Origin of the sequence: Rouxiella chamberiensis (genome assembly GCF_026967475.1) — a bacterium.
GTDB lineage: Bacteria > Pseudomonadota > Gammaproteobacteria > Enterobacterales > Enterobacteriaceae > Rouxiella > Rouxiella chamberiensis.
Genome location: NZ_CP114058.1, coordinates 3,495,498 through 3,519,707, shown reverse-complemented (window position 1 = coordinate 3,519,707; position 24,210 = coordinate 3,495,498). Strand labels below are relative to the sequence as shown.

17 protein-coding genes and 5 pseudogenes are annotated in these 24,210 nt (G+C 56.4%); 14 read left to right on the top strand and 8 right to left on the bottom strand.

Translation table 11 applies throughout. The features are described from left to right. Window positions 1-2: 2 nt before the first annotated feature. The 3 genes and pseudogenes from hemX to hemC all read right to left on the bottom strand — a co-directional run bounded on the left by hemX (window position 3) and on the right by hemC (window position 2,854). Window positions 3-1,147, bottom strand: a pseudogene (gene hemX, locus O1V66_RS16320) (uroporphyrinogen-III C-methyltransferase). Between the two features lie 22 nt (window positions 1,148-1,169). Next, entirely contained in the window at window positions 1,170-1,916 is a 747-nt protein-coding gene (hemD, locus tag O1V66_RS16315; protein ID WP_045049783.1) for a uroporphyrinogen-III synthase, read from the bottom strand. Next, window positions 1,913-2,854, bottom strand: a complete 942-nt coding sequence (hemC, locus tag O1V66_RS16310) for a hydroxymethylbilane synthase (protein ID WP_045049782.1) — start codon at window positions 2,852-2,854, stop codon at window positions 1,913-1,915. The genes hemD and hemC overlap by 4 nt, the downstream gene beginning before the upstream one ends. Window positions 2,855-3,165: 311 nt before the next feature. On the opposite strand from hemC, the gene O1V66_RS16305 reads away from it, so the two are divergent. The 7 genes and pseudogenes from O1V66_RS16305 to uvrD all read left to right on the top strand — a co-directional run bounded on the left by O1V66_RS16305 (window position 3,166) and on the right by uvrD (window position 11,571). Further along, the gene (locus O1V66_RS16305; RefSeq protein ID WP_045049781.1) at window positions 3,166-5,721 is read left to right on the top strand and encodes a class I adenylate cyclase; all 2,556 of its coding nucleotides are present in this window, start codon (window positions 3,166-3,168) and stop codon (window positions 5,719-5,721) included. Between the two features lie 156 nt (window positions 5,722-5,877). Then, a complete protein-coding gene (gene lptM, locus O1V66_RS21800; RefSeq protein ID WP_045049818.1) occupies window positions 5,878-6,078 on the top strand; it encodes an LPS translocon maturation chaperone LptM in 201 nt (66 codons plus the stop codon). A 58-nt stretch (window positions 6,079-6,136) separates the two neighbouring features. Beyond that, a pseudogene (gene dapF / locus O1V66_RS16295) lies at window positions 6,137-6,962 on the top strand (diaminopimelate epimerase). Continuing rightward, window positions 6,959-7,663, top strand: a complete 705-nt coding sequence (locus O1V66_RS16290) for a DUF484 domain-containing protein (protein ID WP_045049779.1) — start codon at window positions 6,959-6,961, stop codon at window positions 7,661-7,663. The pseudogene dapF and the gene O1V66_RS16290 overlap by 4 nt, the downstream one beginning before the upstream one ends. After that, window positions 7,660-8,571, top strand: a complete 912-nt coding sequence (gene xerC / locus O1V66_RS16285; protein ID WP_045049778.1) for a tyrosine recombinase XerC — start codon at window positions 7,660-7,662, stop codon at window positions 8,569-8,571. Before O1V66_RS16290 ends, xerC begins: the two co-directional genes overlap by 4 nt. Beyond that, window positions 8,571-9,287 carry a 5-amino-6-(5-phospho-D-ribitylamino)uracil phosphatase YigB gene (gene yigB / locus O1V66_RS16280; RefSeq protein ID WP_045049777.1) on the top strand — a complete coding sequence of 239 codons (717 nt, stop codon included), beginning with the start codon at window positions 8,571-8,573 and terminating at the stop codon, window positions 9,285-9,287. The genes xerC and yigB overlap by 1 nt, the downstream gene beginning before the upstream one ends. Window positions 9,288-9,406: 119 nt before the next feature. Beyond that, window positions 9,407-11,571, top strand: a pseudogene (uvrD, locus tag O1V66_RS16275) (DNA helicase II). A gap of 137 nt (window positions 11,572-11,708) precedes the next feature. Here uvrD and O1V66_RS16270 read toward each other — a convergent pair. Then, a complete protein-coding gene (locus O1V66_RS16270) occupies window positions 11,709-12,251 on the bottom strand; it encodes a WbuC family cupin fold metalloprotein (RefSeq protein WP_414058398.1) in 543 nt (180 codons plus the stop codon). A gap of 404 nt (window positions 12,252-12,655) precedes the next feature. Here O1V66_RS16270 and corA point away from each other — a divergent pair, with 404 nt between their 5' ends. Both corA and O1V66_RS16260 read left to right on the top strand, forming a co-directional pair. Beyond that, window positions 12,656-13,609 (top strand): magnesium/cobalt transporter CorA, encoded by a 954-nt coding sequence (gene corA / locus O1V66_RS16265; protein WP_045049774.1) that lies wholly within the window; start codon window positions 12,656-12,658, stop codon window positions 13,607-13,609. A 115-nt stretch (window positions 13,610-13,724) separates the two neighbouring features. Further along, a pseudogene (locus O1V66_RS16260) lies at window positions 13,725-14,779 on the top strand (AbrB family transcriptional regulator). Here O1V66_RS16260 and rarD read toward each other — a convergent pair. Beyond that, entirely contained in the window at window positions 14,776-15,705 is a 930-nt protein-coding gene (gene rarD / locus O1V66_RS16255; protein ID WP_045049773.1) for an EamA family transporter RarD, read from the bottom strand. The pseudogene O1V66_RS16260 and the gene rarD overlap by 4 nt on opposite strands. Window positions 15,706-15,743: 38 nt before the next feature. Continuing rightward, entirely contained in the window at window positions 15,744-16,226 is a 483-nt protein-coding gene (locus O1V66_RS16250; RefSeq protein WP_045049772.1) for a thioesterase family protein, read from the bottom strand. A 244-nt stretch (window positions 16,227-16,470) separates the two neighbouring features. Between O1V66_RS16250 and pldA the strand changes: the two are divergent. The 3 genes and pseudogenes from pldA to rhtC all read left to right on the top strand — a co-directional run bounded on the left by pldA (window position 16,471) and on the right by rhtC (window position 19,929). Then, window positions 16,471-17,320: pseudogene (gene pldA / locus O1V66_RS16245) on the top strand (phospholipase A). A gap of 101 nt (window positions 17,321-17,421) precedes the next feature. Next, window positions 17,422-19,254: an ATP-dependent DNA helicase RecQ gene (recQ, locus tag O1V66_RS16240; RefSeq protein ID WP_045049770.1), complete on the top strand. Its 1,833-nt coding sequence runs from the start codon at window positions 17,422-17,424 to the stop codon at window positions 19,252-19,254. A 45-nt stretch (window positions 19,255-19,299) separates the two neighbouring features. Continuing rightward, entirely contained in the window at window positions 19,300-19,929 is a 630-nt protein-coding gene (gene rhtC / locus O1V66_RS16235) for a threonine export protein RhtC (protein WP_045049769.1), read from the top strand. A gap of 61 nt (window positions 19,930-19,990) precedes the next feature. Here rhtC and rhtB read toward each other — a convergent pair whose 3' ends face one another. Next, entirely contained in the window at window positions 19,991-20,611 is a 621-nt protein-coding gene (gene rhtB / locus O1V66_RS16230; protein ID WP_045049768.1) for a homoserine/homoserine lactone efflux protein, read from the bottom strand. A gap of 148 nt (window positions 20,612-20,759) precedes the next feature. Here rhtB and pldB point away from each other — a divergent pair, with 148 nt between their 5' ends. Both pldB and yigL read left to right on the top strand, forming a co-directional pair. Beyond that, window positions 20,760-21,752, top strand: a complete 993-nt coding sequence (pldB, locus tag O1V66_RS16225) for a lysophospholipase L2 (protein WP_045049767.1) — start codon at window positions 20,760-20,762, stop codon at window positions 21,750-21,752. 50 nt (window positions 21,753-21,802) lie between these two features. Further along, the gene (gene yigL / locus O1V66_RS16220) at window positions 21,803-22,612 is read left to right on the top strand and encodes a sugar/pyridoxal phosphate phosphatase YigL (RefSeq protein WP_045049766.1); all 810 of its coding nucleotides are present in this window, start codon (window positions 21,803-21,805) and stop codon (window positions 22,610-22,612) included. Between the two features lie 58 nt (window positions 22,613-22,670). On the opposite strand, the gene glpT is transcribed toward yigL, so the two are convergent. After that, entirely contained in the window at window positions 22,671-24,023 is a 1,353-nt protein-coding gene (glpT, locus tag O1V66_RS16215; protein WP_045049765.1) for a glycerol-3-phosphate transporter, read from the bottom strand. Window positions 24,024-24,210 lie beyond the last annotated feature (187 nt).

Below are 24,210 nucleotides of genomic sequence, written 5' to 3'. Positions count from 1 at the left end.
CGTTATTCCCCCTGTTTGGCGGTAGTCGCGGCGGCGGGCTGCTGGAGCAGGTTACGCACGCGCGTCTGCATCAGTTTTTCAAGCATCGGCTGGCTTTTCAGCTGATCAGGCACATCCATCGAGACAGACTGCTGGCTCAGGTTATCCAGATCGTTCAGGAAAGCCTTGGTAGCAGGATCGGTGGTATCGAAATAGGCGCGAACCCAGGTCGAGACGGTTTCAAGCGACTGTTTGTAGATTTCGTTCTGATGGCGCGGCACGGCCTGTGCGGCAACCAGCAGACGCGAGCGGATGTTTTCGCGCAGATACACGTCCTGATTAGGTGCCAGCAGCGGTTCGGCGCTGGTATCACGGCGGCGGATGGTAATGAAATCCGTCATAAAGTTATGCCAGCTCTTGCTGAGATTCTGACGCCATTCGGTCAGGAACCGGAAAGCTCGGTGCTGTCGCTGTCCATCGGCGAATCGTCCGTGTCGTTATCCGCCAGACGCAGGTTATCGACCTGGTTGGACAACTGGTTCACTTTCAGAATAATGCCGTCGAAATCGACCTGCGTGACCGCAGAGAGGCTGCCCACGTCTTCGTTGATGGCCTTGCGAACGTCAATCAGACTCGGGTCATTCATGTCGGCCAGACTTGCATCGGCGCTTTTAAGCAAGGCCGCTGCGGTAGTAACGTCTTGATCGCTCCACAGTTTTCTTCCGGCCAGTTTGACCAGGAAATCAGCCTGCGACAGCATCCACGTTTTGGCATCGCTGCCGGAAATGCTGGCAACCTTGTCCTGCAACTCGCTCAGCTGACGGCTGAAAGAGGCCTGCTGACGCGAGGCTTCCTGCAACGATTTGTCCTGCTGGCCGAGAAGGGTGTCTATCTGCTGCTTGTCCCGGGACTGGCTGTTTTTCAGCTCGGCAAGCTGGGCCTGCAAAGCTTCATTGGTGGCGGTATCCGCCTGGGCCTGTTTGTGTCCGTGATAGTAAACACCTACGCCCAGCGCAATCACCAGCACAATGGCGATAGCACCCAGCACGGGTCCCGTACGTTTTTCCCTGGGTACGGTTTCACGAGGAGCAGCATCTGGCTGTTGGGGGCTCTCAACCGCAAGGTCTTGTTTTTCAAGCTCTGCGGAAGGATTTTTTTGTTCCGTCATCTGGGCACATCCCTTAGTCAGGTTATTTTAATGCACGGATCAGCGCATCATTATCTGCGTTTTCTGCGACCCTAATCGTATGCCAGCCAAGTTGACGGGCCAGGGTCGCCAAACGTTCGCTCACTACCACCAACGTGCAGCTCAAAAGCCAGCTTGTTCGATAGTAATCAGGAACTAACGTATATAACTGTTGTAACATTTCTCCGCTGGTGACCACCAGAGTATTAATTCCGGCGCGCTGCCAGCTGGAGCTCTGCTCACTGCCGTCATAATAAAGCGGGCTGCGTCGGTAACATTCGCAATAGCTCACGTCAACACCGCGCTCCCTTAGCGTGTCGGCCAGCAGCTCGCGACCGCCGTTGCCGCGCAGGATCAGGGCTTGACGCCCTTTGATGGCCTGCGGTTGCAACGCCGAAAGCGTCAGCAGCGTCTCGCTGGTTTCACCGTCCTGCGGATAGATTATCGGCAGGCTGTTTGCTTTATGCATCAGCAAACCGGTGGTTCTACCTATAGCATAATAGCTTACAAAATCAGGCCAGTGTTGGCCCTGCTGCACCAGTGCGCGGTCGGCATACTTCACGGCGTGCTGTGAAAGCACGAAAACCAGATCCTGGGGCATGAGGGCTGCGAGCTTGCCCGGCAGCTCGGCAAGCTGGTTGCCGGGAGCAAACTCGATTAAAGGAGAGTGATAGGCGACCCTGCCCAGCGTGCGAAGCCGGGCAACAAGCTGTTCTCCGGAAGGAGAGGGACGGGTCACCAGAATGGTCATCGCGGCAGATTACCCTGATAGACTTCCTGCAGGATTTCGCGCGCACCGGCTTCCAGCAACTCTTCTGCCAGGCTGATGCCCATGCTTTCGGCGTCGGACGTCGGCCCGCGACGCTCGCCGCGTACCATCTGGCTCCCATCCGGTGCGCCCACGAGCGCACGCAGCCACAGCGTATCGCCTTCCAGTTCGGCGTAACTGCCGATAGGAACCTGACAGCCGCCTTCAAGACGGGTATTCATTGCACGCTCGGCGAGCACGCGCAGGGTGGTTTCGCGATGCGCCAGCGGGGCCAGCAGTTCGCGGGTTCGGGTATCGTCAAGACGGCATTCGATCCCTACAGCGCCCTGACCGACGGCAGGAAGGCAGGCTTCCGGCGACAGCGCCGTGCGGATACGGGATTCCAGCCCCAGACGTTTCAGTCCGGCGCAGGCCAGAATAATGGCGTGATAATCGCCTTTATCTAATTTTGCCAGGCGGGTGCCGACATTGCCGCGCAAATCGCGGATAATCAGGTCAGGGCGCTGTTCGCGCAGCTGACACTGACGACGCAGGCTCGAGGTGCCGACAATGCTGCCCTGCGGCAGGTCGTCGAGGCTGGCAAAGTCATTGGACACAAAAGCGTCGCGCGGGTCTTCGCGTTCACAGATGGTGACCAGCCCGAGACCTTCGGGGAACTCGACCGGCACGTCTTTCATCGAGTGAACCGCGATATCGGCACGGCCTTCAAGCATGGCCAGTTCAAGTTCTTTCACGAACAGACCTTTACCGCCCACTTTGGCGAGCGGTGTGTCGAGGATGATGTCACCCTTGGTGACCATCGGCACCAGTTCCACCTGTAAATCGGGGTGGAAGGCTTTAAGTCGACTCTGAACAAATTGTGCCTGCCACAGAGCGAGCGGGCTCTGACGGGTGGCAATCCGAATGATTTTGTCTAACATGCTTGTTACCGTTTTTTTTAATTTCGCGGACCATCCTATCACCTACAGAGTAAAGGTGTCAGCGTTCAGGGGAGTTAGTGCGGGTAAACAGGGAAATTTGTGGCGTGACGGATAAGGAAGTAAAATGTATAAAGACGCAACAGTAATTGTGGTGCGTTACTTCCTTTACCGTCAAACGGCAAGGTGTTAAATTGATCACGTTTCCAGCAAAATTTCGCCAATTACTTAACATAAATTAAAGTTTTTTTAAAAACTACCGGCGAAGAGGGAAACGGGGTTGTTTCCAGACACTGAAAATCAGGCGAATCGTCTTGTACCTCTACATCGAGACATTAAAGCAAAGATTGGATGCAATAAATCAGCTACGCGTTGATCGCGCCGTTGTGGCTCAAGGTCCCGCTTTCCAGCAGGTCTACAGTCTGTTGCCCGTCTTGTTACATCATCATTATCCGCAGATGCCGGGCTACCTTGAAGGTAAAGTGCCCCACGGCGTCTGCATCTTTACGCCTGATGAATCCCAGCAAGCCTGGCTCGACGATCTGGTCGAAAAAGGCGGCCGTCCGATTGACCCCACCGTGGAAGGCGAATTGCCGATTACCGGCGTGTATTCCATGGGCAGCACCTCGTCCATTGGTCAAAGCCAGACTTCCGATCTCGATATCTGGGTCTGCCACCAGTCCTGGCTCGACAACGAAGAGCGCAACCGACTCCAGCAAAAATGCCTGCTGCTTGAAAAGTGGGCCGCGTCTCTGGGCGTGGAAGTCAGCTTCTTCCTGATCGACGAAAACCGTTTCCGTCATAATGAAAGCGGCAGTCTGGGCGGTGAGGACTGCGGTTCCACCCAGCACATCCTGTTGCTCGACGAATTTTACCGTACGGCGGTGCGCCTCGCGGGCAAGCGTATTCTGTGGAATATGGTGCCCGGCGAAGAAGAGCCGCATTACGACGAGTATGTGCTCTCTCTCTATTCACAGGGCGCGCTGACGCCGAACGAGTGGCTCGACCTCGGCGGCCTCAGCACGCTGTCTGCCGAAGAGTATTTCGGTGCCAGCCTGTGGCAGCTATATAAAAGTATCGATTCGCCTTACAAGGCGGTATTGAAAACGCTGCTGCTCGAAGCCTATTCGTGGGAATACCCCAATACCCAGTTGCTGGCGATGGACATCAAACAGCGTCTTCACCAGGGCGAAATCGTCTGCTTCGGACTCGATGCCTATTGCATGATGCTGGACCGCGTCACCCGTTACCTGACTCAAATCGAAGACACCACTCGTCTCGACCTCGTGCGCCGCTGCTTCTATCTCAAAGTCTGCGAGAAACTGTCGCGCGCACGCGCGTCCGTGGGCTGGCGTCGCGAAATCCTGACCCAGCTGGTCAGCGAGTGGGGCTGGAGCGAAGAACGTCTGGCGATCCTTGACAACCGCGCCAACTGGAAAATCGAGCGCGTGCGCGAAGCGCACAACGAACTGCTCGATGCAATGATGCAAAGCTACCGCAACCTGATTCGCTTTGCGCGCCGCAACAATCTCAGCGTCAGCGCCAGTCCGCAGGATATCGGCGTGCTGACCCGCAAGCTGTACGCGGCCTTTGAAGCGCTGCCGGGCAAGGTTACGCTGGTCAATCCGCAAATCTCGCCCGACCTGTCGGAAACTGATCTTACCTTTATTCATGTGCCGGTAGGCCGTGCCAATCGCACCGGCTGGTATCTCTACAACCAGTCGCCGTCGATGGACTCGATAATCAGCCATCAGCCGCTGGAATATAACCGCTACCTGAGCAAGCTGGTCGCGTGGGCCTATTTCAACGGTTTGCTGACACCGACCACGCGTCTGCACATCAAAAGCGGCAATCTGTGTGATATCGCCAAACTGCGCGAGCTGGTGGCCGATGTTTCGCACAACTTCCCGATTCGCCTGCCTGCGCCGACGCCAAAAGCGCTGTACAGCCCCTGCGAAATCCGCCATCTGTCGATTATCGTCAATCTCGAACACGATCCGACCGCGGCGTTTCGTAATCAGGTCGTGCATTTTGACTTCCGCAAACTCGATGTCTTCAGCTTTGGCGAACAGCAGCAGTGTCTGGTCGGCAGCATCGACTTGTTGTATCGCAACTCGTGGAATGAAGTGCGTACCCTGCATTTCAGCAGCGAACAGGCGGTGCTTGAAGCGCTGAAAACCATTCTCGGCAAGATGCATCAGGATGCCGCGCCGCCGGAGTCCGTCGAAGTTTTCTGCTACAGCCAGCATCTGCGCGGACTTATCCGTACCCGCATTCAGCAGCTGGTTTCCGAATGTATCGAACTGCGCCTGTCGAGCAAACGTCTCGAGCCGGGTCGTTTCAAGGCGGTGAGAGTCTCCGGGCAAACCTGGGGTCTGTTCTTCGAACGCCTGAGCGTGTCCGTGCAGAAACTCGAGAACGCCATCGAATTTTACGGGGCCATCTCCAATAACAAGCTGCATGGCCGCTCGGTGAAGGTCGATACGTCGCAGGTGCATCTGCCGTCGGTGGTGGATGGCTATGCCAGCGAAGGCATCATTCAGTTCTTCTTTGAAACCAGCAGCGACGAAGGCTTCACCATCTATATTCTGGATGAGTCGAACCGCGTCGAGGTGTATCACCATTGCGAAGGCAGCAAGGAAGATCTGGTTCGCGACGTCAGCCGTTTCTATTCGTCGTCGCATGACCGTTTCACCTACGGCTCAAGCTTTGTGAATTTCAATCTGCCGCAGTTTTACCAGATAGTGTCGCTGGAAGGCCGTACGCAGGTGATCCCTTTCCGCAGCAACGTGCTGTCTCCGCTCTGTGCGCCAGCCCCCGAAGTGGGCGCAGGCGCGGCCAGTCTGGCGCAGCAGTTTCAAATCCACTGATCCACCGCCTCTGCGCTGAATGCAGCCTCGGTTGTTCCCTGTTTTTGATAACCGATTCCTATTGCTTTTCATGATCCACCTGCGATTATAGAGAGCTTGGACGGTGAATCGCAGATCCTGATTAAAATGAAAACAAACAACATGAAAACGCTGAATATGAAAACCGCACTCCGCTGGTCAATGGCCTCGATGGTCCTGTTTGCGCTCTCCGGCTGTGGATTGAAAGGTCCGCTGTATTTCCCGCCTGCCGACAAGGCCGACGCGAAAAAAGTCGTGGTGACCAACGCACAATCGGGCTCCACGACGGGCGTTTCTCCCGACCGTAACGCGCAAAAGAGCGGCACAACGCAGTACTAATCATCAGGCTACAGGATCATTACGTCTGGCGATGGTCAGACGTCAAGCGGAGTAAGATATGCAGTTCGCTAAAATGCACGGATTGGGCAATGACTTTATGGTCGTTGACGCCGTCACCCAAAATGTTTACTTCTCTCCCGAATTGATCCGCCGACTTTCCGATCGTAACCGTGGCGTCGGCTTTGACCAGCTACTGGTCGTCGAGCCGCCTTACGATCCCGAACTGGATTTCCATTACCGCATCTTCAACGCCGACGGCAGCGAAGTGATGCAGTGCGGCAACGGCGCGCGCTGTTTCGCCCGTTTCGTGCGCATCAAGGGATTAACCAACAAGCGCGACATTCAGGTCAGCACCCAGAACCGGGCGCATGACGTTGACCGTAACGGAAGACGAGCTGGTGCAGGTGAATATGGGCGAGCCGATATTCGAACCCCAGCAAATTCCGTTTCGCGCCCCCAAACCCGAAAAAACCTATATTTTACGGGCGGAGGAACACACCGTGCTTTGCGGTGTTGTCTCCATGGGCAATCCCCACTGCGTGTTGCAGGTTGAAGATGTTACGACGGCCCTCGTTGAACAACTCGGCCCGCTGCTCGAAAGCCACGAGCGTTTTCCCGAGCGCGTCAATGTCGGCTTTATGCAGGTACTCGCGCCCCACAGCGTCAAGCTGCGGGTTTACGAGCGCGGCGCGGGCGAAACACAGGCCTGCGGCAGCGGCGCCTGTGCTGCGGTCGCGATTGGCATTCAGCAGGGCCTGCTTGCCGAAGAAGTCCAGGTAGAGCTGCCGGGAGGCAACCTCGACATTCGCTGGAAAGGTCCGGGGCATCCGCTGTATATGACCGGTCCCGCCACTCATGTTTATGACGGATTCATTCACCTATGAACAATCTCGATGACCAGATTGAAAGCGTAACCGAACTCGATGACGAGCTGGTCATGCAGTATCTTCTGCAAAATCCGGATTTCTTTATCCGAAACGCCCGCAGCGTCGAGCAGCTGCATGTTCCGCATCCGGTGAAAGGCAGCACCTCACTGGTCGAATGGCAGCTGGGTCGTCAGCGCCATCAGATAGCGCAACTCGAAGAAGAGATCACGCTTTTGATGGAACAGGCAACCCTCAACGAAACCCTGTTTGCGCGTCTGATTGAGCTACAGGCAACGCTTGCCGATGCCACGAGCTTGCAGGATATGCTCAATCGCCTTCAGCGCTGGGGGCGCGGCTTCGGACTGGCCGGGGCCAATATCCGCCTGTTCAGCGAGAGCTGGCGAATTGGCGCGCCATCCGATTTCACCCATCTGGCGCTGAACCGCAGCGCCTTTGAATCATTGCGTATTCAGCGGCTTGGCGACACCCAGCACTATCTCGGCAGCCTTAATGGTCCCGAACTGTTGCTGGTGCTTCCGCAGGCCAAGGCGGTCGGCTCCGTCGCGCTTTCCCTTATGGGTGACGACGGCGAGCTGGGCATGCTGATTTTCAGCAGCCGAGATCCTCAGCACTATCAGGCCGGCATGGGCACCGTGATGCTCGACCAGCTTGCCCGCATGTTGCCCGGCCTGATTTCGCGCTGGATAGAACGCGTATGACCCCCGTCGATTCGCCTCTGCAACCCGCCGTCGACGCCTTTTTGCGTTATCTGCGCGTCGAACGTCAGCTCAGTCCGCTGACGCAGAGCAGTTATCATCATCAGTTGCAGGCGCTTATCGGCATGGCATTTGATATTCATCTTTCCGACTGGCGCGACCTTGATGCCGCGAAGGTCAGAATGCTGGCGGCGCGCAGCAAGCGTGCCGGTCTGGGCGCGTCGAGTCTGGCGCTGCGGATGTCGGCGCTGCGCAGTTTTCTCGACTGGCAGGTGTCTCAGGGCGTGTTGAAGGCCAATCCTGCAAAGGGGATTTCCACTCCGCGTGCGCCGCGCCATCTGCCGAAAAATATTGATGTCGACGAGGTCGGCCAACTGCTGGATATTGACCTCAACGATCCTCTGGCCGTGCGCGACCGCGCGATGCTGGAAGTCATGTACGGCGCGGGTCTGCGTCTTTCCGAGCTGGTAGGCATCAACGTCGGTCACGTCGATTTACCTTCCGGCGAAGTCTGGGTGATGGGTAAGGGCAGCAAAGAACGCAAGTTGCCGATTGGCCGTACTGCCGTTACCTGGCTTGAAAACTGGCTGGCGCTGCGCGACCTGTTCGGCCCGGAAGACGACGCGATGTTTCTGTCGAGTCAGGGTCGCAGAATTTCTACCCGCAACGTGCAAAAACGTTTTGCCGAGTGGGGCATCAAGCAGGGGGTGAACAGCCATATTCATCCTCACAAGCTGCGCCACTCGTTTGCAACCCACGTTCTGGAGTCGAGCGGCGATCTGCGTGCGGTGCAGGAGTTGCTGGGTCATGCCAATCTGTCGACCACGCAGATCTATACCCACCTCGACTTCCAACATCTGGCGTCAGTTTACGATGCCGCGCATCCCCGCGCCAAACGAGGAAAATCCTGATGAAGTTTTACCGTCCCCTGCAGCAGATCGAGGCTATCACGTTCGACCTCGACGACACGCTTTACGACAACTATCCGGTCATCGTCCGCACCGAATCCGAAACCATGCAGTTTCTGCGGCAGTATCATCCGGCGACCGCCGATATCGAATCGGAAGAGTGGCGCGCGGTGCGGGCAGAATTGCTTCTACAGGATGCCGAAATTTATCACGACGTCACCGCGTGGCGTCACAAGGCGCTGCATCTCACCATGCTGCGTCGCGGCCTGAGTGAAGCCGAAGCGGCAGCCGGTGCCGAAGCCACCATGCAGAACTTCGCCCACTGGCGCAGCCGCATCGACGTGCCGCAGGAAACCCACGACACGCTCGAGGCGCTTGGCAAAAAATTCCCGCTGGTGGCGATAACCAACGGCAATGCCAATCCCGAGCTTTTCGGGCTGTCACAGTATTTTCAGTTCACGCTGGTGGCTGGTCGGGATGGCCGCTCAAAGCCGTGGAGCGACATGTATCACCTCGCCGCCGAGCGCCTTGATGTGCCGCTCGGCAGCATTCTTCACGTCGGCGATGATCTGACGACCGACGTCGCCGGATCCCTGCGCTGCGGCATGCAGGCGTGCTGGATAAACCTGCGCAAAGGCAATCTCATGACGGCCCGCGATGCGCGATTGCTGCCCCACATCGAGATCAACCAATTGGCATCCCTCACCACGCTGCTATAATCCGCAGGTAGCCATCTCGGCTAATATACTGTATATAACAGCAGTAAACCTCCTCGAGCCGTACGCGAATTCACCGTTACGCTCGGGGATGCATTTCTCTATCCGGACAAACGGTGCTTATGGACGTTTCTGACCTGCTCGACAGCCTGAATGAAAAACAACGCGAAGCCGTGGGCGCACCGCGCAGCAACCTATTGGTGCTGGCGGGCGCAGGCAGCGGGAAAACCCGCGTGCTGGTGCATCGTATCGCCTGGCTGCTGTCGGTTGAGAATTGCTCTCCGTATTCCATCATGGCGGTAACCTTTACCAACAAGGCCGCGGCCGAGATGCGCCACCGTATCGAACAGCTGATCGGCACCAGTCAGGGCGGCATGTGGATAGGCACTTTCCACGGACTGGCGCACCGTTTGCTGCGTGCGCACCATCTTGACGCCAACCTGCCGCAGGATTTCCAGATCCTCGACAGCGACGACCAGCTGCGTCTGCTCAAGCGCATCATCAAGGCGCTGAACATCGACGACAAACAGTGGCCGCCGCGTCAGGCGATGTGGTACATCAACGGTAAAAAAGACGAAGGCCTGCGTCCGCAACATATCGAAAGTTACAACAATCCGGTCGAGGCGACCTGGCTGCGCATTTATCAGGCCTATCAGGAAGCCTGCGACCGCGCCGGGCTGGTGGATTTCGCCGAGCTTTGCTGCGCGCGCACGAACTGTGGCTGAACAAGCCGCATATTCTGCAGCACTACCGCGAGCGTTTTACCAACCTGATGGTCGACGAATTCCAGGATACCAACAGCATTCAATATGCCTGGATCCGCCTGCTGGCCGGTGAAAATAACAATGTGATGATAGTCGGCGATGATGACCAGTCCATCTACGGCTGGCGAGGGGCGCAGGTCGAAAACATTCAGCGTTTCCTGAATGACTTCCCGGGGGCGGAAACCATTCGTCTCGAGCAGAACTATCGCTCCACCAGCACTATTTTGACCGCCGCCAACTCCCTTATCGCCAACAACAGCGGCCGCATGGGGAAAAACCTGTGGACCGAAGACGTCGAAGGCGAACCAATTTCGCTTTACTGCGCCTTCAACGAGCTGGACGAATCCCGTTTTGTGGTCAACCGCATCAAGGCGTGGCAGGAGAACGGCAACGCGCTGCAAGACTGCGCGATTCTCTATCGCAGCAACGCCCAGTCGCGTGTGCTGGAAGAGGCGCTGCTGCAAATGGCGATGCCTTATCGTATCTACGGCGGTCAACGATTCTTCGAACGTCAGGAGATCAAGGACGCGCTGGCCTATCTGCGTCTGATGGCCAACCGCAATGACGATGCCGCGTTCGAGCGCGTGGTCAATACCCCGACGCGCGGCGTGGGCGACAGAACACTCGATGTCGTGCGCCAGACGGCCCGCGATCGTCAGCTGACGATGTGGCAGGCGACGCGCGCACTGTTGCAGGAAAAAGCGCTGGCCGGACGTGCGGCTTCCGCACTTCAGCGTTTCACCGAACTGGTGGATGCGCTGGCGCACGAAACCTCCGATATGCCGCTGCACGTGCAAACCGACCGCGTTATCAAGGATTCCGGCCTGTTTATCATGTATGAGCAGGAAAAAGGCGAAAAGGGTCAGGCGCGAATCGAAAACCTTGAAGAGCTGGTGACGGCCACCCGTCAGTTCAGCTATCAGGATGAAGATATGGACATGATGCCGCTTCAGGCGTTTCTTTCCCACGCGTCTCTGGAAGCGGGCGAAGGTCAGGCCGATGCCTATCAGGACGCGGTACAGCTGATGACGCTGCACTCGGCCAAAGGTTTAGAGTTCCCGCAGGTGTTTATCGTCGGCATGGAAGAGGGCATGTTCCCGAGTCAGATGTCGCTCGATGAAGGCGGGCGTCTGGAAGAAGAGCGTCGTCTGGCCTATGTCGGCGTGACACGCGCCATGAAAAAACTGACGCTGACCTATGCCGAAACCCGCCGTCTTTACGGCAAAGAGGTGTATCACCGTCCGTCGCGCTTTGTCGGCGAACTGCCGGAAAACTGTGTCGAAGAAGTGCGCCTGCGGGCCAGTGTGACCCGCAAGGTCAATCACCGCAGCATGGGCACGCCGGTCGTGGCGGAAAACGACAGCGGCTTCAAGCTGGGCCAACGCGTGCGTCATCCAAAATTTGGCGAAGGCACGATAGTCAACATGGAAGGCAGCGGCGATCACTGCCGGTTGCAGGTGGCATTTCCGGGTGAAGGCATTAAATGGCTGGTGATGGCTTACGCCCGTCTGGACGCCGTCTAAACGGATGTGGCCAGAGCGGGCTAGCTTACTTGCTCAATCGAGATTGGGCAGTGCTCGAATACTCACAGACTCATGGCCGAAAAAATCAATAAATCAACGCCCTCTTCTGGGCGTTTTTTATGGGTCAAAAAATTAAATCAAAAACTGATTTTATCGCCGACCTTGGCGGTGGCGTACCAGGCCATGATGTCATTGGCGCGTTCGTCGCCCTCGGCGGGGCTGCCGGGGAAAGTGTCTTCTTCGGGAACGGGAACATAGGGGCCCTGTTTAAGTTCGAAAAAGGCGCTTCCGCTGTCGAGCGACAGGGCGCTATGCCAGATCCCGGCCGGGATTTCGACTACCTGCGCCTCCTCGCCAAGTACGACTCTTTCCGTGACTTCTCCCTCTGAATTGTAAATCAATACAACAAAACGACCCGCCAGAGAGGCGAGCACTTCCCAGGTATGCGGGTGGCGGTGAATGCGCACATAGCTCGCCGGCTCCATGGCAATGGCCAGGCGCTGAACGGGGTCGTTAACATCAGGATGCAGGTTGAGATTGCTGCGTAAACGGGGGATTCTGTAGCCTTGACGGCAAGCTGGGTCAGGTTTTCGCTGGAGATCTGCTTTATCATTTTCATTCCCGGGATGTGGTCTTGCAAGAAGAGAGAAGCGTCGTCGTTCGCCCTTCAGTGTAGTCAATTAATCCGCTCACGGGTATCGCTTTAGGCCCTTGATCACCGGTTGAAAATCGTGCCGAAATGTTGCGGAATTAGGCATGTTGGCGGTTGACAGTCTTTTTCTTCTCGGCGTAACATGCGCGCACTATTATCAATGAGGATTTTCGCCTTGGACGCACCCAGTAGATACTGGCTCAATAACCTTTTAAGCAGGTTCCACTAGCCGTCCGTCCTCATTATTGCTGACGGCCGGCTAAGCGAGGTTGAACAAGATTCAACTCGGCTTAAGGTGGTTGTCAGCGACTCAACCGTCGCTGTGAGTCAGACCTGAATCGGGTCTGAAACATAACGGTGAGCTTCACCCCGTGTTTCCCCCTGTGCTTCAAAGCGTTGTCTACACCTGTCACCATTAGGGAGAACGGGCACATGCTGAGTGCATTTAAATTAGATAACAGCCGCTTATCCCGTTTGGAACTGGATGAAACAGAGGCATCGCTGTCAGAGTCTCTGTGGGTCGATTTGGTTGAACCCGACGAGCTGGAGCGCGATCGCGTTCAAAACGAGCTGGGGCAAAGTCTGGCAACCCGACCAGAACTGGACGATATCGAAGCCTCGGCGCGTTTCTTTGAAGACGAAGACGGGCTGCATATTCACTCCTTCTTCTATTACGAAGACGCGGAAGATCACGCCGGTAACAGCACGGTCGCCTTCACCATTCGCGATGGGCGCCTGTATACGCTGCGCGAGCGCGAGCTGCCTGCGTTTCGTCTTTACCGTATGCGCGCCAGAAATCAGCAACTGACCGACGGCAATGCCTACGAGCTGCTGCTTGATCTGTTTGAAACCAAAATCGAGCAGTTGGCAGACGAAATCGAAAATATCTACAGTGACCTGGAAAAGCTCAGCCGTGTCATCATGGAAGGGCATCAGGGCGATGAATACGACGCGGCGCTTTCTACGCTGGCCGAGCTTGAAGATATCGGCTGGAAGGTTCGCCTGTGTCTGATGGATACCCAGCGCGCGCTGAACTTCCTGGTGCGTAAGGCTCGTCTGCCGGGCGGTCAGCTTGAGCAGGCGCGTGAAGTGCTGCGCGACATCGAATCGCTGTTGCCGCACAACGAATCGCTGTTCCAGAAGGTGAACTTCCTGATGCAGGCGGCGATGGGCTTTATCAATATCGAGCAGAACCGCATCATCAAGATCTTCTCGGTGGTCTCGGTCGTCTTCCTGCCGCCTACGCTTGTGGCCTCGAGCTACGGGATGAACTTCGAGTTCATGCCGGAGTTGAAACTGCACTTTGGTTATCCGGCGGCGCTGTTGCTGATGGTGCTGGCGGGGCTTGCGCCTTACCTGTATTTCAAGAGAAAAAACTGGCTGTAATCGTGCCCAATCCCCGGTTCGCCGGGGATAAATCCGCCCCTTAGTTCTCCCTTCGCCCGCGAAATATGCTAACAATATCCCCTATGTTTATTTAACGTAGATTTCCCTCATGTTTATGGAAAGCATGGCGCCTGCCGCACAATGGTGTGTTCTCGTTCTGGCGTCGTTAATTTTAGGCTTTATTTTTCAGTACTTTCACGTTCCTGCCGCGCTGCTTTTAGGCCCGATGATAGTCGGCGTGGTGATGGGTATTTTTGGCGCGACCGTGCGCATTCCCGGCATCTTCTTCAAAATCGCGCAGGGCGTGATTGGCTGCATGATTGCGCAGGCCCTGTCTCCGTCGATTCTTCCTCCTTTGCTGCATGACTGGTTTCTGGTGCTGATGGTGCTGATTTGCACGCTGCTCGCCAGCGGACTTTCAGGCTGGTTACTGGTGAAGTTCAGTGATTTGCCGGGCCCCACGGGCGCATGGGGATCGTCGCCCGGCGGTGCCAGCGCGATGGTGGCGATGGCCGGTGATTTCGGGGCCGACGTTCGTCTGGTGGCCTTTATGCAGTATCTGCGCGTGCTGTTTGTGGCGACCGCCGCGGCCTTTGTGGCGCGCTTGAGTCTGGGCGATGCCGCTTCGGGCGCGGCGGCTGTGGTGTGGTTTCCCCGCTGGACTGGCGCTTTCTGGCCACACCATTGCTGGCGCTGGCCGGTGTGTGGCTCGCCCCGATTTTGCGCATCCCTTCCGGCGCGCTGCTGATACCGGCTATCGTCGGCGCGGTAGTGCATTCCACCGGCACGCTGGCGTTGCAGGTGCCCGAATGGTTGCTGGCGCTGGCTTACACCTTTATCGGCTGGAGCGTGGGGCTGCGCTTTACGCGGCCTATCTTCAAACTGGCGCTGCGCACGCTGCCGCAGATGATAGCCTCGATTATCGGCCTGATGCTGCTGTGCGGCGCAATGGCGTGGGTGATTACCCGGGTACTGGACGTCGATCTGCTGACCGCCTATCTGGCGACCAGCCCGGGAGGACTGGATACGGTAGCGATTATCGCCGCAGGCAGCCACGTGGATATTTCGTTTATCATGGCGATGCAGACCTTGCGCCTGCTGACGATTATCGTAACGGGGCCGGCAATGGCGCGCTTTATCTCGCGCAGCGCCACGCCGTCTTCTTCCTAGCTCGACGCTTCGAGGCTTTTCGCCGTTATCGCGTCTGCGTTTCTTTGCAGGCGCTGATGACGCAGGGCATCGGCAATAAAGAACGCCAGTCCGCTCCAGATAAACGCGAAGGTCATCCATTGCGACGGCTTGATGGTTTCGCCGTAAAATACCACGGCCAGCAGGAACATCAGCGTCGGCCCGATGTACTGGAAAAAGCCCAGCGTCGAGAACTTCAGGCGCGAAGTTGCGGCGGTGAAGCACAGCAGCGGAATGGTGGTGATGATGCCCGCGGCGGCGAGCAGCAGGTCCAGCGACAGCGGGTTCGCCGCCAGATTGCTGGTTGCGCTGTGGGCAATAAAGAACAGATAAATTCCGGCGGCAGGCAGCAGCCACAGCGTCTCAATCAACATGCCGGATTGCGCATCGACCGCTATTTTCTTGCGCAGCAATCCGTAAAAGGCGAAGGTCAGCGAAATACCCATGCCGATAATCGGCAGCGAACCAAAGACCCACAGCTGCACCACCACCCCTGCCAGTGCCAGCACCACGGCGACCCATTGCAGGCGACGAAAGCGCTCGCCAAGAAACAGCATGCCGAGCAGGACATTCACCAGCGGATTGATGAAATACCCCAGGCTGGCTTCCAGAATGTGATTATGATTGATGGCCCAGATAAACAGCAGCCAGTTGCCGCCGACCAGCAGCGCGGTAATCAGCAGCATGCCGACCTTTTTCGGCGTCGCAAAGACGTTGCGCACATCGCCCCAGCTTCGGCTTAGCGACAACAGCAGGAGCATAAAGAAGAAAGACCAGATCACGCGGTGGGTAAGAATTTCCTCGGCGGGAACCTGTTTGAGCAGTTTGAAGTAGGCGGGCGCGATGCCCCAGATAAAGTAGGCAATAAAAGCAAAAATCACGCCCTGCCTTGTGCGTCTAGCGTCCATGTCGTTGTCCTGAAAAGTATGATGAGGTGGGAGAGGCGTTAACCGACCAGATAGGTCGCCGTCGCTGTTGCAATATGAACCTGGTGATCGTTGTGCAGATCCACTCTCGCGACTGACACCTTGTTACCCGCGCGGATAAGCGTGCTGCTGACCACAAACTGCTCGCCACGCCCGGGCCGCAGATAGTCAACGCGCAGGTCGATGGTGCCCATTTTCGACAGACGCTGGCGCAGTTCTGGCTCCAGAAGCGGATGCTCGGGCTTGTCGAAGCGGATCAATGCGGCGCTGACGCAGACCAGTCCGGCGGCAACATCCAGCACCGAGGCAATCACGCCGCCGTGCAAAATCTTCTGCACATCGTTGCCTACCAGACGAGGTTGATACTTGAAGTTCAGTTCGGCATAACCGCTGTCCAGATGCTGAAGTTCCAGCCCCAACTCGCGGTTGAAGGGCATGTCATAAATGAAAATCTCTCCGATCAGCCGGCGGGCTGCCTCGTGAGTCAACGGCGTTGCGGACATGAAAAATTCCTGATAACCAAAAAAGAGGGCGGTGAGTTGTAAATTAATTGTTGATTTTATGCCCTAAAATTATTGATTTCCAGCTTACTGATGCTAAACATAACGCGACTTGAAATTGTGTGTAGAATGTCCTGTTTTTTTAATAAAAATGAACCGGCAAACCTTGAGAATGCCGACGACTGACAAAACATGTTTATTTTGGGATGAAGAGAGAATGCGTAATTCTTGGGCTGTTGGCGCTGCCATGCTGGCCATACCGTTAGTTAGCCACGCTGATGAAGCAAAGATTCAGGACGTGCATGATACGCCGAGCGTACGTGGCAGCATTATCGCCAATATGCTGCAAAAGCACGATAACCCGTTTACGCTTTATCCTTATGAATCAAACTACATTCTTTATACCTATACCAACCACATCAACAAGGATGCTATCCAGTCCTACAACTGGGCCGACAACGCCAAAAAGGATGAAGTCGAGTTCCAGCTGAGTCTGGCCTTCCCGTTGTGGCGCGGTATTGCGGGCGACAACTCGGTATTGGGCGCGTCCTATACCCAGAAATCGTTCTGGCAGCTGTCGAACAGCGGCGAGTCTTCGCCTTTTCGCGAAACCAACTACGAACCGCAGCTGTTCCTTGCGTGGGCGACCGACTACGAAGTTCTGGGCTGGACGCTGCGTGAAGCGGAATATGGTGTGAATCACCAGTCCAACGGCCGCGCCGATCCGACTTCGCGCAGCTGGAACCGGGTGTATGCGCGTTTCATGGCGCAGAACCGGAAACTGGCAGGTTGACCTGAAACCCTGGTACCGCATTCCAGAAAACGAAAATAATGATGATAATCCGGACATGACCAAGTATATGGGTTATTACCGGCTTAAAATCGGTTATGCGCTGGGCGACAGCGTGATTAGCCTGACCACGCGCTATAACTGGAACACCGGTTACGGCGGCGGCGATGTGGCCTGGAGCTACCCAATCACGCCTCACGTTCGTTTCTACACCCAGGTGTTCAGCGGCTACGGGGAGTCATTGATTGACTACAACTACAAGCAGACTCGCGTCGGTGTTGGTATCATACTCAACGATATGATGTAAAAGATTCACCGGCACCAGCCAAACTCGACGCCTTATTGCTGTTAACTCAACAAGTTAATCCAAAATAGGGCGTTTGAGTGTCATAAAATTTGGGGAAGAGAGTGTCAACGGCGGCAGTAATAGATAAAGAAGTGCTGGCAGAACAGGTACTGCGCGATACCTTCGGCTACCAGCAGTTCCGACCCGGTCAGCAAACGATCATCAACACGGCCATCTCTGGTAGAGACTGCCTGGTGGTGATGCCAACAGGCGGCGGCAAGTCGCTGTGTTATCAGATACCTGCCCTGGTCATGGAAGGCCTGACGCTGGTGGTTTCTCCGCTTATCTCCCTGATGAAAGATCAGGTCGATCAGCTGATGGCCGCCGGTGTCGAAGCCGGTTGCCTGAACTCTACCCAAACCCGCGAGCAGCAACTCGAGGTGATGGCCGGCTGTCGTAGCGGGCGCATCAAGATGCTCTACATCGCGCCCGAACGTTTGACGATGGGCGATTTCCTGGAGCAGCTTCAGCAGTGGAATCCGGCGATGCTGGCGGTCGACGAAGCCCACTGTATTTCGCAGTGGGGTCACGACTTCCGCCCGGAATACCGCGCGCTGGGTCAGCTGAAACTGCGCTATCCGCAGTTGCCGGTGATTGCCCTGACCGCAACCGCCGACGAAGCCACCCGCAACGACATCGTCCGCCTGCTCGAACTCAATGACCCGCTGGTGCAGGTCAGCAGTTTTGACCGCCCCAATATTCGCTACACGCTGGTCGAAAAGTTCAAACCGCTGGATCAACTGCTGCGCTTTGTTCAGGATCAGCGCGGCAAGAGCGGCATCATTTATTGCGGTAGTCGCGCCAAAGTGGAAGACACCGCCGCGCGCCTGCAAAGTCGCGGCATCAGTGTGGGCGCTTACCACGCCGGTCTGGACAACGAAACCCGTTCGCGCGTGCAGGACGCCTTCCAGCGCGACGACGTGCAGATAGTGGTCGCAACCGTCGCCTTCGGCATGGGCATCAACAAGCCCAACGTGCGCTTTGTGGTGCACTTCGATATCCCTCGCAACATCGAGTCCTACTATCAGGAAACCGGTCGCGCCGGACGTGACGGCCTGCCCGCCGAAGCGCTGCTGCTCTACGACCCGGCCGATATGGCCTGGCTGCGCCGCTGTCTGGACGAAAAACCGCCCGGCCCGCAGCAGGACGTCGAACGCCACAAACTCAACGCAATGGGCGCGTTTGCCGAAGCGCAGACCTGTCGCCGTCTGGTGTTGCTCAACTACTTTGGCGAAGGCAAGCAGGAAGCGTGCGGCAACTGCGATATCTGTCTCGATCCGCCGAAACGCTACGACGGCCTGATGGACGCGCAGAAAGCGCTGTCGTGCGTTTACCGCGTCGGGCAACGTTTTGGTCTGGGTTATATCGTCGAAGTGCTGCGCGGTGCCAATAACCAGCGAATTCGCGAGTACGGCCACGACAAGCTGCCGATTTACGGCATGGGACGCGAGCAGAGCAACGAACACTGGATAAGCGTGGTGCGCCAGCTTATTCACCTCGGCCTGATTACCCAGAATATCGCCATGCACTCCGCGCTCCAGCTGACCGAGGCCGCAAGACCGGTGCTGCGCGGCGAAATTGCAATGCAGCTCGCGGTGCCGCGTCTGCAAACGCTCAAGATTCGCGGCAGCAATACGCAGAAAACCTACGGCGGCAACTACGATCGCAAGCTGTTTGCCAAGTTGCGCAAACTGCGCAAATCGCTTGCCGACGAGGGCAACGTTCCGCCTTACGTGGTGTTCAACGACACCTCCCTGCTGGAGATGGCGGAGCAACTGCCGGTCAGTCCGGGCGAAATGCTGAATATCACCGGCGTCGGACAGCGCAAACTCGAGAAATTTGGTCGCCCGTTTATGACATTGATCCGCGATCACATCGATAACGACGATGAATAGGTAAACTCGTTGCCGTTCACGGAAAATCAAAGGGAGCAGTAGAACATGTTGATTCTGTTTTTAACCGTCGCCGCCGTGCATCTTGTGGCGCTGATGTCACCCGGACCTGATTTCTTTTTCGTTTCGCAAACGGCAATGAGCCGCTCGCGCAAAGAGGCGATGATGGGCGCGTTCGGCATTACGCTCGGCGTGCTGGTCTGGGCGGCGGTGGCACTGATGGGGCTGCATCTGCTGCTGCAAAAAATGGCCTGGCTGCAACAGATTATTACCGTCGGCGGAGGGTTATATCTTTGCTGGATGGGCTGGCAGCTGCTGAAATCGGCACGTGCCCAAAAGGCCGCCGGTCATGCGATGCCTGATTCTCGACCCGTTGTCCTGCCCGCGCGCGGTAAAACCTTTATGCGCGGCCTGCTGACCAACCTGTCGAATCCGAAAGCGGTCATCTATTTCGGCAGTATCTTTTCTTTGTTCGTGGGCGACAGTGTCGGCAACGGCGAGCGCTGGGGGTTGTTCGCCCTGATAAGCCTCGAAACGCTGGTCTGGTTCTCCGTGGTCGTGATGGTCTTTGCGCTGCCGGTCATGCGCCGCGGCTACCAGCGACTCGCCAAATGGATAGACGGTGTAGCGGGCGTACTCTTCGCCGGCATCGGTATCCACCTGATTATCTCGCGCTGAGATCCCGATTTTTGATGATAAAAAAAGCCGCCCTCGAGGCGGCTTTTTCAGGCTTGAACAATCAGATTTTCCGCGCCGTAGCCAGCAGGAGTCCGACCATCATGAACAGCGAACCAAAGATGCGATTAAGCAAGGTCATCTGTTTGGGCGCTTTTATCCAGCTGGAGATACGTTGCGCAAGCGTTGCATAGCCAATCATCACCACGATATCGACTACCACGGTGGTCACGCCGAGCACCAGATACTGCGCCACCTGCGGCTCATGCGGAATGATGAACTGCGGAAACAGGGCCGCCAGAAACACGATGCTCTTCGGGTTGGTCAGATTGACCAGCACCGCGCGCCTGAACAATTTGCGGCGCGGCATGCTGCTCGCCAGCGCATTCATGTCGATGGCGCCCGCCGACCGCCACTGACAGATGCCCAGCCAGATAAGGTAGGCGGCACCGCACCATTTCAGAATTTCGAAAGCCAGCAGCGACTGCGACACCAGCGCGCCAAGGCCGATACCCACCAGCACGATGTGAATCGACAGGCCGAGTTGCAGGCCCGAAATCGAGGCAACCGCGCCGCGATAGCCGTGGCTGATGCCGGTACTCATGGTATTTATGGCGCCGGAACCCGGCGACAGGCTTAAAATCGAAGTTGTCAGCAGGTAGGTGAGCCACCAGTCCAAAGTCATTTTTTTACGGTTCCCTTATCGCGTCATGAGCATCTTGAAATCTATGGAGATGCGTCTTTTTGTGGCACAATACGCTATTGTTATTGATTGCGCTATGACCCCAAAATAACTTATTTCTCCACGCGGTATTTTTGTCCTGGAACAATCAATGTCATCAAATTACGATCGGTGGTTAACGCGAGAATATGGCTTTTCAGCCTTCGCAAACGGGCCGCTGCTGGACTTTTGGCGCACTCGGGAAGAGGCGGAGTTTATCGGGCTCGATAATGTCCCTATCCGCTATGTGCGTTTCTGCTCGCCTCGTCATGATAAAGTCATTTTTGTCTCAACCGGACGTATCGAAAGCTTCGTAAAATATCCCGAGCTGGCCTACGACCTTTTTCATTGCGGATACGACGTGATGATAGTCGACCACCGTGGGCAGGGGCGTTCGGGCCGTCTGCTGGATGACCCGCACCTCGGACACGTGCAGAATTTCGATGATTATGTCGCCGACCTGTCGACGTTCTATAAACTCGAAATTGCGCCGAGGCAGTACGCCAAAAAGTTCGCGCTGGCGCACTCGATGGGCGGCGCGATTCTGGCGCTGTTTCTGGCACGCGAACCCCAAAATTTCGACGGCGCAGCCCTGTGCGCACCCATGACCGGCATCTACCTGCGCATGCCGGGCTGGCTGACGCGCAATATCCTTAACTGGACCGAACGTCGTCCTCTTTACCGCAACGGCTATGCGCTCGGGACCGGCAGTTGGCGTCCTCTGCCTTTTGTGGTCAATCGACTGACGCACAGCCGCGAACGCTATCGCCGCAACCAGCGTTTTTACGCCGATTACCCCGAGTTGCGCGTCGGCGGGCCAACCTATCACTGGGTTCGGGAAAGTATCCAGGCCGGCATGCAGATTTTGCAGGAAGCCAAAAATATCACCACGCCCATGCTGTTATTACAGGCAGGTGAAGACCACGTTGTCGATAACCGGTCGCACACTGCTTTTTGTCAGGCCATGGCTATCGCCGGGCATCCCTGCGAGGGAGATGCACCGCTGGTCATTGAAGGCGCACGCCACGAGATCCTGTTCGAGCGGGACGATATGCGGGCACAGGCGCTCGACGCCATCATGCGCTTCTTTGCGCGACAAACTTAATCCGCGGTTTATCCCGCGCACAACTCCATCAGAGGTTAGAACCTAACGTTATGTATCATGTTGTTGCATCCGATTTAGACGGCACGCTGCTGTCACCCGACCATACTCTGAGCTCCTTCGCCAAAGAGACCCTGCAACTCCTGACCCAGCGGGATATTCACTTTGTCTTTGCCACCGGACGTCACCACATCGATGTCTCGCAGATGCGCGACAGCCTGGGTATCAGCGCCTACATGATAACGTCGAACGGCGCACGCGTGCACAATACCGAGGGCGAACTGATTTTCAGCCATAACCTCGACCTGGATATCGCCGAAGAGCTGTTTACCATCGCCCATGCCAATCCCGACATTCTGACCAACGTCTATCGCAACGATGACTGGTACATGAACCGCGATCGTCGCGATCAGGAAGACTTCTTCAAAGAGTCGGTGTTCAAGTACAAGGTCTACGAACCGGGCCTGCTGGAGTCGGACGGCATCGCCAAGGTCTATTTCACCTGCGACGACCACGAAAAGCTGATCCCGCTGGAACAGGCCATCATTGCGCGCTGGGGCGATCGCGTTAACGTCAGCTTCTCGCTGCCGGTCTGTCTGGAAGTCATGGCCGGGGGCGTGTCGAAAGGGCATGCGCTGGAACAGGTTTCCAGGCTGATGGGCCATTCGCTGAAAGACTGCATCGCCTTCGGCGATGGCATGAATGACCTCGAAATGCTGAATATGTCAGGCAAAGGCTGTCTGATGAGCGGCTCCCTGCCGCGTCTCAAAGCCGCGATGCCGGAGGCTGAAATCATTGGCTCCAACGCTGACGATGCGGTGCCGCACTACCTGCGCAGAATGTATCTGAACAACGATCGTTGATAAAAAAGCCCGCCGGTTCTGCAACCGGCGGGCTTCTCTTGCGTGAAAACCGCGAAGATTACAGGCGGTTGGCCAACTGCGCCTTGTGTTTCTTTTCGCTTATCATGGTGAGCAGCAACAGAATAACCGCCGCCACGCACCCGCCAATCATCACAATAAACCCGCCGTTCCAGCCAAAGGCATCGACCGTATACCCCACGATGGCACTCGCCGCGACCGAACCGCCCAGATAGCCGAACAGACCCGTGAAGCCTGCCGCCGTGCCTGCCGCCTTTTTAGGTGCCAACTCCAGCGCGTGCAGACCAATCAGCATCACCGGACCATAGATAAGAAAGCCGATAACAATCATGCAGGTCATGTCGACGCCCGGATTGCCGACCGGATTCAGCCAGTAAACCACGGTCGCGATAGTCACAAGCGTCATGAAGAACACGCCCGTTGCGCCGCGATTGCCTTTGAACACCTTGTCCGACATCCAGCCGCACAACAACGTGCCCGGAATACCGGCATATTCATACAGGAAATAGGTCCAGGAAGACTTATCCAGCGCGAAGTGTTTCACCTCTTTCAGATAGGTCGGCGACCAGTCGAGAATGCCGTAACGCAGCAGATAGACAAACACGTTGGCCAGCGCGATGTACCACAACAATTTGTTGGGCAGCACGTATTGCATGAAAATCTGTTTTGCCGTGAGTTCCTTTTCCGCAGACGCTTTATCGTAATCCGGCGGATAATCATTTTTATACTCTTCGATAGGCGGCAGACCGCAGGACTGCGGCGTGTCGCGCATCATGATAAAGGCGAAGACGGCGACGGCGATGGCCGCAAAGGCTGGCATATAGAGTGCCGCATGCCAGTCGTTGAACCATGCCATGCCGAGCAGGAACAGCAGGGGAGGAAGCCCGCCGCCGACGTTATGCGCACAGTTCCATACGGAAACCACGCCGCCGCGCTCCTTCTGCGACCACCAGTGAACCATGGTTCGGCCACACGGCGGCCAGCCCATGCCCTGGAACCAGCCGCAAATAAACAGCAGCACGAACATGATGGCAATGCTGGAGGTCGCCCACGGCACAAAGCCCATGAACAGCATCACGGCGGCGGAAAGAATCAGTCCCGCAGGCAGGAAGACGCGCGGGTTGGAGCGGTCGGAGACGGCGCCCATGATAAATTTCGAGAAACCGTAGGCGATGGAAATCCCCGACAGCGCAAGCCCGAGATCGCCGCGTGAAAAGCCCTGCTCAACCAGATAGGGCATGGCCAGCGTGAAGTTTTTGCGCACCAGATAATAGGCCGCATAACCAAAAAAGATGCCGAAGAAAATCTGCCAGCGCAGGCGGCGATAGGTAGGGTCGATATGAGTGTCATCTACCGGCGCAATGTGCGCGGCAGGCTTGAAGATACTTAGCATGGATGCCTCCGAGGCCGTTCCTTGGGTATTGAAAGTTCCATAACGCACGTCTTTGGGATCTGATGCGCGAAGATGAAGAGAGATTTATGACATTAATGTTACAGAATTATTAAACGCAGGCGGATTCTGCCGGATTTATTAACAATTTGAAATATTCATTAAGGTCAAAGGGCGGAGAGAGATCACG

Excerpts from the sequence above, each read along its gene's own strand:
- O1V66_RS16290 (WP_045049779.1), top strand. The coding sequence starts at position 6,959 with ATGAACAATCTCGATGACCAGATTGAAAGCGTAACCGAACTCGATGAC.
- pldB (WP_045049767.1), top strand. The coding sequence starts at position 20,760 with ATGTCATCAAATTACGATCGGTGGTTAACGCGAGAATATGGCTTTTCA.
- corA (WP_045049774.1), top strand. The coding sequence starts at position 12,656 with ATGCTGAGTGCATTTAAATTAGATAACAGCCGCTTATCCCGTTTGGAA.
- hemC (WP_045049782.1), bottom strand. The coding sequence starts at position 2,854 with ATGTTAGACAAAATCATTCGGATTGCCACCCGTCAGAGCCCGCTCGCT.
- O1V66_RS16250 (WP_045049772.1), bottom strand. The coding sequence starts at position 16,226 with ATGTCCGCAACGCCGTTGACTCACGAGGCAGCCCGCCGGCTGATCGGA.
- yigB (WP_045049777.1), top strand. The coding sequence starts at position 8,571 with ATGAAGTTTTACCGTCCCCTGCAGCAGATCGAGGCTATCACGTTCGAC.
- xerC (WP_045049778.1), top strand. The coding sequence starts at position 7,660 with ATGACCCCCGTCGATTCGCCTCTGCAACCCGCCGTCGACGCCTTTTTG.
- lptM (WP_045049818.1), top strand. The coding sequence starts at position 5,878 with ATGAAAACCGCACTCCGCTGGTCAATGGCCTCGATGGTCCTGTTTGCG.
- yigL (WP_045049766.1), top strand. The coding sequence starts at position 21,803 with ATGTATCATGTTGTTGCATCCGATTTAGACGGCACGCTGCTGTCACCC.
- rhtB (WP_045049768.1), bottom strand. The coding sequence starts at position 20,611 with ATGACTTTGGACTGGTGGCTCACCTACCTGCTGACAACTTCGATTTTA.
- rhtC (WP_045049769.1), top strand. The coding sequence starts at position 19,300 with ATGTTGATTCTGTTTTTAACCGTCGCCGCCGTGCATCTTGTGGCGCTG.
- glpT (WP_045049765.1), bottom strand. The coding sequence starts at position 24,023 with ATGCTAAGTATCTTCAAGCCTGCCGCGCACATTGCGCCGGTAGATGAC.
- rarD (WP_045049773.1), bottom strand. The coding sequence starts at position 15,705 with ATGGACGCTAGACGCACAAGGCAGGGCGTGATTTTTGCTTTTATTGCC.
- hemD (WP_045049783.1), bottom strand. The coding sequence starts at position 1,916 with ATGACCATTCTGGTGACCCGTCCCTCTCCTTCCGGAGAACAGCTTGTT.